7 protein-coding genes are annotated in these 9181 nt (G+C 35.9%); 5 read left to right on the top strand and 2 right to left on the bottom strand.

Translation table 11 applies throughout. The annotated features are described in order from the left end of the window. Nucleotides 1-238: 238 nt before the first annotated feature. From rpsF to alr, 5 genes are all read left to right on the top strand, one after another. Nucleotides 239-601 (top strand): 30S ribosomal protein S6, encoded by a 363-nt coding sequence (gene rpsF / locus CF67_RS04470; RefSeq protein WP_034414943.1) that lies wholly within the window; start codon nt 239-241, stop codon nt 599-601. A 159-nt stretch (nt 602-760) separates the two neighbouring features. Continuing rightward, on the top strand, nt 761-988 hold the full coding sequence (gene rpsR / locus CF67_RS04465; RefSeq protein WP_034414941.1) for a 30S ribosomal protein S18: 228 nt from the start codon (nt 761-763) through the stop codon (nt 986-988). A 33-nt stretch (nt 989-1021) separates the two neighbouring features. Then, nucleotides 1022-1471, top strand: a complete 450-nt coding sequence (rplI, locus tag CF67_RS04460) for a 50S ribosomal protein L9 (RefSeq protein WP_034414939.1) — start codon at nt 1022-1024, stop codon at nt 1469-1471. A 296-nt stretch (nt 1472-1767) separates the two neighbouring features. After that, nucleotides 1768-3165, top strand: a complete 1398-nt coding sequence (locus CF67_RS04455; protein ID WP_034414937.1) for a replicative DNA helicase — start codon at nt 1768-1770, stop codon at nt 3163-3165. Continuing rightward, a complete protein-coding gene (gene alr / locus CF67_RS04450; RefSeq protein ID WP_034414934.1) occupies nt 3155-4252 on the top strand; it encodes an alanine racemase in 1098 nt (365 codons plus the stop codon). Before CF67_RS04455 ends, alr begins: the two co-directional genes overlap by 11 nt. A 58-nt stretch (nt 4253-4310) precedes the next feature. Here alr and glgB read toward each other — a convergent pair whose 3' ends face one another. Beyond that, nucleotides 4311-6491 carry a 1,4-alpha-glucan branching protein GlgB gene (glgB, locus tag CF67_RS04440; RefSeq protein ID WP_052538132.1) on the bottom strand — a complete coding sequence of 727 codons (2181 nt, stop codon included), beginning with the start codon at nt 6489-6491 and terminating at the stop codon, nt 4311-4313. 217 nt (nt 6492-6708) lie between these two features. Next, nucleotides 6709-9150: a glycogen/starch/alpha-glucan phosphorylase gene (locus tag CF67_RS04435; protein WP_034414932.1), complete on the bottom strand. Its 2442-nt coding sequence runs from the start codon at nt 9148-9150 to the stop codon at nt 6709-6711. Between the last annotated feature and the right edge of the window lie 31 nt (nt 9151-9181).

Here is a 9181-nt window from a genome sequence, read left to right as displayed (position 1 = left end):
GTTGAAAGGGCACTATTTGATGCCCCTTCTTAAATATGACTCTTTGAACATATGTGCTTTGGTTTATTGCCAGTCAACTTGTGATATTTTTTAAAGATGAGCTTTTTCTTGATTAATTTTTTATCTTTCTGTATCATCTATCACCCTTGATTTTCGGTCATTCTTCATTTAGTTCCTTGCTTCCTTTTTAAAATGGCCGATTTAGTTTTGGAAGCTAAATAACCCGTAAGGAGCAAATATGCGTCATTATGAGATTGTATTCATGGTTAATCCAGATCAAAGCGAGCAAGTTGAGGGTATGATTGAACGTTATACTGACTTGATTGCTCGATCAGGAGGCACTGTTCATCGTTTAGAAGATTGGGGTCGTCGTCAAATGGCTTATCCAATCAACAAATTTCATAAGGCTCATTACGTTCTTATGAATATTGAGGTTAATCAAAAAGTTATTGATGAATTAGAAACTGCTTTCCGTTTTAATAGTGCAGTGTTACGTAATATGATTCTGTGTATTAAATCTGCTGTTACTGAACAATCTGTTATGTTGAAACAAAAAGAAGAGCGTTTTTCTCGTCGTGAAGAGCGCACAGAAATTAGGTAAGTGGTTGAGCAATTTTGTTTAATACCGTATTTTCGTTTAAATGGTGTTGTTTTTATCTTGTATGATAGAGATGCTTGGTGGTTTTGTTTCTGCTAATGTAGATCGTGCGGTTATGTTGTTTAACTTTACTCAAAGTTGAGATTAAGGAGGTAGTAGTCCGTGGCTCGTTTTTTTCGTCGTCGTAAGTTTTGCCGTTTTACTGCAGAAGGTATACAAAATATTGACTATAAAGATGTAGTAACTCTTAAAAATTATATCACTGAAGCTGGTAAGATTGTTCCAAGTCGTATTACTGGTACAAGTGCCAAGTATCAACGTCAGTTGGCACGTGCTATTAAGCGCTCGCGCTATCTAGCCCTACTACCTTACACTGATAAGCATCAATGATGTTTCATTTATTTTAAAAAGGATTAAACAACGATGCGCGTTATTTTACTTGATAAAGTTAATAGCCTAGGTGGTTTGGGTGATGTAGTAAATGTTAAGTCGGGCTATGCTCGTAATTTTCTTATCCCTAAAGGTAAAGCAGTCATGGCCACCCAAACTAATGTTGAAAAATTTGAGGCGCGTTCTGCTGAAATAAAGGCTAGAGCTGCCAATCAGTTATTTAATGCTGAAGTTCGTGCTCAAAAAATTAATTCTATTGAAGGCATTGTTATTACTTCAAAAGCTGGTACTGAAGGAAAGTTATTTGGTTCGATTGGTACTCGTGACATAGCTAATGCTATTACAGCCGCAGGAGTTGACGTCACTAAAAATGAGGTTTGTCTTCCTAAAGGTGTTCTGCGTAATACTGGTGAATTTAAAGTTGATATACAGCTTTATTCAGGAATATTCGCTTCTATTAATTTGAAGATTGTTGCTGAGTAATTATCACAGAATATATGAATGATTGATCCTTTAACAAGGATGTTCTGATTCTTGTCTTGTATTTCCTTTATCAAAGTGGCGTCCATTTTTTTTAAAAAATATAGTTATATATCTTACACGCTCCTTAGCATTTTTATAAAGTGAAAAATGAAAGATTTGGTAGTGGATTAAATACTCCAATAGCATTAAGTGAAGATGCTGTTATTGATTACAAAATCGGTTTATGCGCTTAATTACAAATTCAAAACTCTCATTATAATGCAGTATCGTACTAGAGATTGGATGTAGTTATAGTTATGGTTTATTCTAGAAAGCAAAAAAAATCGGATATAGCAGTTGATGGAATTAAAGTTCTTCCACATTCATTAGAAGCAGAGCAATCTGTTATTGGTGGTTTACTCCTGGATAATGAGCGTTGGGACGCAGTTTCAGAAAAGGTAGTAGTAAAGGATTTTTACGGTCGTCCACATCGTCTAATTTTTGAAGCTGTGAAATTAATTCTGGAAGATAATAAACCGCTTGATCTTATTACTTTATCTGAGTTTTTAGAATTGCGAGAACAGCTAGAAGATGTTGGTGGTTTCGCTTATTTAGTTGACTTGGCTAAAAATACTCCGAGCGCAGCTAATATAAACGCCTACGCAAATATTGTTGCTGAAAGAGCACTTGTAAGAAATTTAATTTCTGTGGCTCATGAAATCGCTAACGCAGGTTATGATCCTCAAGGGCGCACTTCAGAAGATTTGTTAGATTTTGCTGAAAGCAAGGTTTTCGCTATTGCTGAAGAGCGCATTGCCGCAAGTGAAGGTCCAGAAAACGTTGAAGATGTTTTGGAGAAAACACTTGAAAAAATCGAAATTTTATATAAAGCTCCCCAGAATGGTGTAACTGGAATTAGTACAGGTTTTAACGATCTTAATAAAAAAACAGCTGGATTGCAAAATTCCGATCTTATCATTGTTGCGGCGCGTCCGTCAATGGGCAAGACCACTTTTGCAATGAATTTATGCGAAAACGTGGCAATGGTTCAAGAGAAACCTGTGCTTATTTTTTCTTTGGAGATGCCAGCCGAACAGTTAATGATGCGTATGCTTGCATCTTTATCTCGTGTTGCTCAAACGAAAATTCGTACTGGTCAACTCGATGATGAGGATTGGGCACGTATATCATCAACTATAGGTATTCTTATGCAAAAGAAAAACATTTATATTGATGATAGCTCCGCTTTAACTCCGACAGAATTACGTTCTAGGGCTCGTCGCGTTGCTAGAGATTCAGGTGGATTGGGTATGATTATGGTCGACTACTTACAGTTAATGCGAGTTCCAAGTTTACAAGATAATCGTACATTAGAAATTTCAGAGATATCCCGTTCTTTAAAATCTTTGGCAAAGGAATTAAATGTACCTGTAGTTGCATTATCTCAATTAAATCGTTCTTTGGAACAACGTGCTGACAAACGTCCCATTAACTCAGATTTGCGTGAATCAGGAGCAATCGAACAGGATGCTGATTTAATCATGTTTATATATCGTGATGAAATTTATAATCCTGAAAGTTCGTTGAAAGGTATTGCTGAGATCATTATTGGAAAACAGCGAAATGGCCCTATTGGTTCGGTGAAATTGACCTTTCAAGGTCAATATTCTCGTTTTGATAGCTATTCTGGATTGGAATTTGACGATGAGTTATAGTGCAGGTTATACAAAATCTGTTACTGCGTGTATTGATATGCAAGCTCTCAGATATAATCTAACATCAATTAGATCTCAGGTGAAGAACAGCAAAATTATGGCTGTTATTAAGGCAAATGCTTATGGTCATGGAATATGTCATGTTGCTAAACATTCCGAATTTGCAGATGCGTTTGCTGTTGCTCGTATTGAAGAAGCTTTAAAATTAAGAGCGTCTAATGTACTCAAGCCTATTCTCTTGTTAGAAGGTTTTAATTCTCCCAGTGATCTGCAAGTTTTAGTAACTCAGAATATTCAGATAGTTGTACATTGTGAAGAGCAATTATTAGCATTAGAGCAAGCTAAACTTAATATGCCAATAGTTGTTTGGTTAAAAATAGATAGTGGTATGCATCGCTTGGGAATTCATCCTAACCAATATGGTGATTTTATAACCCGGTTAAAAGCTTGTAGTAACATTGCTCAACCTTTGTATTACATGAGTCATTTTAGCTGTGCTGACGAGTTAGATCGATCTGTTACTCAGAATCAACTGAAATTATTTTTATCATTAACTCATGATTGCGATGGAGAACTTTCTATAGCTGCTTCAGCTGGTTTGCTAGCTTGGAAGGAGAGTTATCTTGATTGGGTAAGACCAGGTTTAATTATGTATGGATTATCTCCATTTGCTAATAGCACAGGAGTAGATTTAGGTTATCGTCCTGTCATGACATTGAAATCGCTTCTTATTTCTATTCGTGATATTAAAACTGGTGATAATGTTGGTTATGGCGAAGTGTGGAGTAGTGAATGTTATACGAAAATAGGAGTTGTCGCTATCGGTTATGGTGATGGCTATCCTCGTATGACACCAGCTGGGACTCCTGTTTTGCTTAATGGTCGAGAGGTACCTATTGTTGGTCGTGTGTCCATGGATATGCTTACTATTGATTTAGGCTTTAGTGCTACAGATAAGGTAGGAGATGAAGTAATTTTGTGGGGGCAACAACTCCCGGTAGAAAAGATAGCTAGGTATATTGGAACTACAGCTTATGAGTTAGTCAGTAAGCTTACTTCTCGAGTAAGCATGGAATATTTCAAGTAATTTTTTAGAAAATTAGTCAATCTTTGAGACTCATTTAGGCAAAAGATAGAAAGACACTTTAAACGTATTTGTAAAACATGGTTGTTAGTGGAGCTATCCGTAACATCAGTGACTGTTCTAATCCTTGACTTATTACGGATTGTGTCCTGGTTCGTGTATAAACATAGTAATCACTTCCATTGTATTTGCTATCGTCAGTATTGAGTAATAGTTGATATTCTCCTTTAAATGGTACACCTATCCGAAATTTTTCATACGCAATTAGAGTGAAATTGGTGATTACTAGTATTCTTTCGCCACTGCTGCTGATGCGTTCATGAGATAGAATACTAGTTTCAGCGGCATCGTGTAATCTCCACTCAAACCCACGTGGTTCGGTATCTAACTCATGTAATGCTCTTTCATTTCTATATAAGTGATTTAAATCTCGAATAAGTGCTTGTATCCCTTTGTGACTCTGATGCTTTAATAAAAACCATTGTAATTGCTCATCGTGATTCCATTCAGATATTTGACCAATTTCTATGCCCATAAAATTTAGTTTTTTTCCTGGTAATCCATACATATGGCCTATGTAAGTTCTTATATTAGCTGTTTTTTGGTGTTTATCTCCTGGCATTTTATCGTGAATTGAACCTTTTCCATATACTACTTCATCATGTGATAAAGGCAGTACATAATTTTCTGTATGAGCATACACGAGAGGGAAGGTTATGGTACCATGGTAATTTTTTCGGTAAAGAGGAGCTTGTTTTATGTAAGCTAAGCTATCTTGTATCCAACCCATATTCCACTTAAAACCGAATCCTAAACCACCTAAGTAGGTAGGTGTAGATACACCGGGAAATGTAGTTGATTCTTCTGCAATAGTCATTGCATTTGGAAAATGTTTGTATACTTCCTCGTTCATCCATTTTAACATTTTGATGGCATCGTAATTTTCATTACCACCATCAATATTTGGAATCCATTGATCGCAGTTACGTGAATAATCTAAGTATAACATTGATGCTACTGCATCAACTCGCATTCCATCAATATGGAATTGCTCGAACCAATAAAGTGAGTTTGAAACTAGAAACCGGCGAACATGCTCTTGACTTAGATCATAAATATAAGAATTCCAATCTTGATGCCAACCTCGACGTGGATCGGGATCGTGGAACAGTGGTGTACCGTCAAAGTCAACTAAGCCGTGATCATCTGATGGAAAGTGTGCTGGCACCCAATCAAGCACTACGCCTAATCCTGCTAAATGGAATTGCTCAACAAAATATTTGAAATCGTCTGGATTGCCAAATCTACTGGTTGGTGAGAATAAACCGATAGGTTGGTATCCCCAAGAACCGTAAAATGGATGCTCAGATATAGGCATCAACTCAACATGAGTATAACCTAAATCGACTAAGTAAGGAACTAATTGATCTGCTAAGTTACGATAGCTCAGGAATTCTCCTTTAGAATTACGTTTCCATGATCCAGCATGCAATTCATAAAATAATAAAGCTTCTTTATGTTTTTCTGTAATTGGACGATTTTGCCATTTTTCATCTTTCCATTGATAACGGTTATGGTTATAAGTTATTGATGAGAATGATGGATACTGTTCACTGTGAAATCCCCATGGATCAGCCTTATATGGAAGAGGTTCACCATTTGGGCCCGTAATTTTAATCTTATATTGAGTTCCTTCAGCAAGATTTGGAATAAACAATCCCCAAATTCCGTAATCGAGGCGTTGCATTGGGTGACTGAAGCTATTCCAAAAATTGAAACTTCCAATCAAATTACAGGATAAAGCATGTGGTGCATAGATAAGAAATCGTATACCAGAAATTTTTTTTCCACCGCGCTTTAAAGTAATAAATTGAGATCCCATATGATGGTACATCTTTTTAGGAGTGTGCAAAGCATCGTATTTTTCATAAATGGAGTGATATTGATAGGGATCATCAATAAGATATTCTTTTCCTGATAGATTGACTGCTAATTGGTAATGAGTAAAGCGTAGATCTCGTTTATCCTTAAATATAAATCCTGAAATTTGTTCATGTTTTAATTTGATACGTTCTTCATTATCGATTGCTAATTCGACCTTGTCAGCGCCTGGCATCCATACGCGGAGCGCACCTTCCTCTAACGGAATAAAAGGTCCAATAAATGAAAATGGATCAGAGAATGATGCGCGAGAGAGTTGGTTATATGAGTGTATTATTCTTCTGAGTCTATTGAGTGCCAATATTTCTTTTCCTTTCCTTATGATTTTTGGACTGATTTAAAATCAATATCCAGTCATATCGTTTTAAATCAGAACTATTGCCTTAATACCCCAATCATGTATTAGTGTGTCTTATATCTTTTAGCGCTATTTTCAAAAAATAGTTCTGCTGTTAACTTATTCCTTGTTACTTTTAAGAAGAGATTTTTAAAATCACCTTGTAAGAATTGATTTTTTACTACCGTTTCACGGATGTTAGTTTCCATATGTTATTAACATAATCTCTTATGCTTCGATCGGAACTAAACTTGCTTACTAATGCTGTATTGAGAATTGCTTTTTTTGCCCAACCTACTTGATCGTGATATTGTTTTTCAACCTCTTCATGTGCTTTAACGTATGAGGAGAAATCTGCAAGGCATAAGTATGGATCTCCCCCCTGTAGTAAATTATTGAATATTGAGCATAATGTTCTATCTTTTTCCCGTGTAAATCCGTCTAATAGCAAATTTAGTGAAGATTTGAGCAATGGATTACAATTATAGTAATTGAACGGGTTATAGCCACTAGCCTTGATCCTCTCCACTTCATTAGCTTCTAGCCCAAAGATATAAATATTTTCCTTGCCGACTTGATCACGAATTTCAATATTTGCGCCATCCATCGTCCCTATAGTTAGTGCACCGTTTAATGCCATTTTCATATTACTAGTGCCTGATGCTTCCTTACCGGCCGTAGAAATTTGTTCAGATATATCAACTGCTGGAATGACAATTTCAGCTATACTCACACGATAGTCAGGAATAAATACCACTTTCAGTTTATTATTAACCAGTGGATCGTTATTGATTTTATCAGCAATCTTATTGATTGCATAAATGATTTCCTTTGCCACGCGATAGCCTGGCGCTGCTTTCGCTGAGAAAAATACAACGCGCGGCACCATATCAAAATTTGGATTATTGAGTAAGCGATAGTACAATGACAGTATGTGCAGCATGTTTAATTGTTGACGTTTATATTCATGAAGACGTTTGATTTGTACATCAAAGATAGCATCAACGTTTAATTTTATTCCCATATTCATGAAAATCCACTCAGTTAAACGTTGTTTATTTTGTTTTTTTACAGCCATAAACTCCTGTTGAAATTTTGCGTCGTCTGCATACTGAGCAATTGCTTCTAACTGATCTAATTTAGCTGGCCATTTTGTACCAATTTTCTTAGAGATTAACGAAGATAACCCTGGATTACAGAATTTTAACCAACGACGAGGTGTGATGCCATTAGTTACGTTTTTTAGACGTGTTGGATATAGTTCGTCAAAGTCGGGGAATAAACGTTCTTTCAGCAATTTAGAGTGTAACACTGCTACTCCATTAACTGCGTAAGATCCAAAAATACAAAGATTAGCCATGTGAACTGTACGATCAGAACCTTCTTTAAGAATAGAAAGCTTTCGTTGTTTTTCTATATTATTCGGCCATTTTTTGTGTACTTCTTTCATTAATAACTCGTTGATAAAACGAATAATTTCCATATGTCGAGGTAACAAACGTTGAATTAAAGATTCGTTCCATACTTCTAATCCTTCTGGTAATAATGTATGATTGGTATAAGCGAAGGTTTTGGAAGTGATATTCCACGCTTCATCCCAAGTAAGGTCTTTTTCATCAATAAGTACACGTATTAGTTCAGGAATAGCGATACTCAGATGGGTATCGTTTAATTGAATAACTTCATATTCAGGAAGGGAAGATAATGTATATCCTAATTTTTCATGACGATGTAAAATGTCATTGATAGATGCTGCACTATGGAAGTATTGCTGCATTAAGCGTAGAGTTTTACCTTTTTCGTGATTATCATTTGGATATAGCACTTTAGTGATGTTACCTGCATCTATTAAGGAGCGCTGTGCTTCAAAGTAGTCACCATTGTTAAAGCTATCTAGAGAAAAAGGGGAAATTGCTTGACATTCCCACAACCGTAATGGATAGACGGTATTATTTTCATAGCCAACAATCGGTAGATCCCAAGGGATTGCATTGACTTGCATGCTCGGTATCCAGCGACGCTTTTTTTTTCCATTTTTTTTGTATATTTCGACATGGCCATAGAAACCAATTTTTCTTGCTAGTTTTGGTCGAATCACTTCCCATGGATATCCTTCGAGATCACGCCATATATCTGGTATTTCTTGTTGTTGACCTTCTCTAAAAATTTGTTTAAATAAACCATATTCATAGTGTAGTCCATAGCCTATTGTTGGGTATTCTTGAGTAGCGCAGGAGTCCATGAAACATGCTGAAAGGCGGCCTAGTCCACCGTTACCTAGTGAAGGGTCTCGTTCTTCTTCTAATAAATCTGCTAAATTTTTCCCTAATTTTTCTACTACTTGAGCGACTTTTTCATATAGGCCTAAGTTAATGAGATTGTTACCAGTTAAACGACCGATAAGGAATTCAATCGAAAAGTAGTTAAGACTTTTTGCGCTTTTAATCGTTTTATCTTGCTCAGTTTCAAGAAGATTTAAAGTTGTAATTTCTGCTAGCGTACGGACGATTGAGAGGTATAATTCCTTGTTATCTGCATTTTCTAATTTTGTTGTAGATGTCAACAAATGTTTTTTTACGCTTTCTTGAAATAAGATTTCATCAAATTGTTTTGTAGTTTTCATTACATTTAGAAAAATGTCTGTAAAATAATTA

Origin of the sequence: Candidatus Photodesmus blepharonis, assembly GCF_000731795.2 — a bacterium.
Classification (GTDB): Bacteria; Pseudomonadota; Gammaproteobacteria; order Enterobacterales; family Vibrionaceae; genus Vibrio; species Vibrio blepharonis.
This window is presented reverse-complemented; position numbering and strand designations above follow the sequence as displayed.

Excerpts from the sequence above, each read along its gene's own strand:
- rpsF (WP_034414943.1), top strand. The coding sequence starts at position 239 with ATGCGTCATTATGAGATTGTATTCATGGTTAATCCAGATCAAAGCGAG.
- rplI (WP_034414939.1), top strand. The coding sequence starts at position 1,022 with ATGCGCGTTATTTTACTTGATAAAGTTAATAGCCTAGGTGGTTTGGGT.
- CF67_RS04455 (WP_034414937.1), top strand. The coding sequence starts at position 1,768 with ATGGTTTATTCTAGAAAGCAAAAAAAATCGGATATAGCAGTTGATGGA.
- alr (WP_034414934.1), top strand. The coding sequence starts at position 3,155 with ATGAGTTATAGTGCAGGTTATACAAAATCTGTTACTGCGTGTATTGAT.
- CF67_RS04435 (WP_034414932.1), bottom strand. The coding sequence starts at position 9,150 with ATGAAAACTACAAAACAATTTGATGAAATCTTATTTCAAGAAAGCGTA.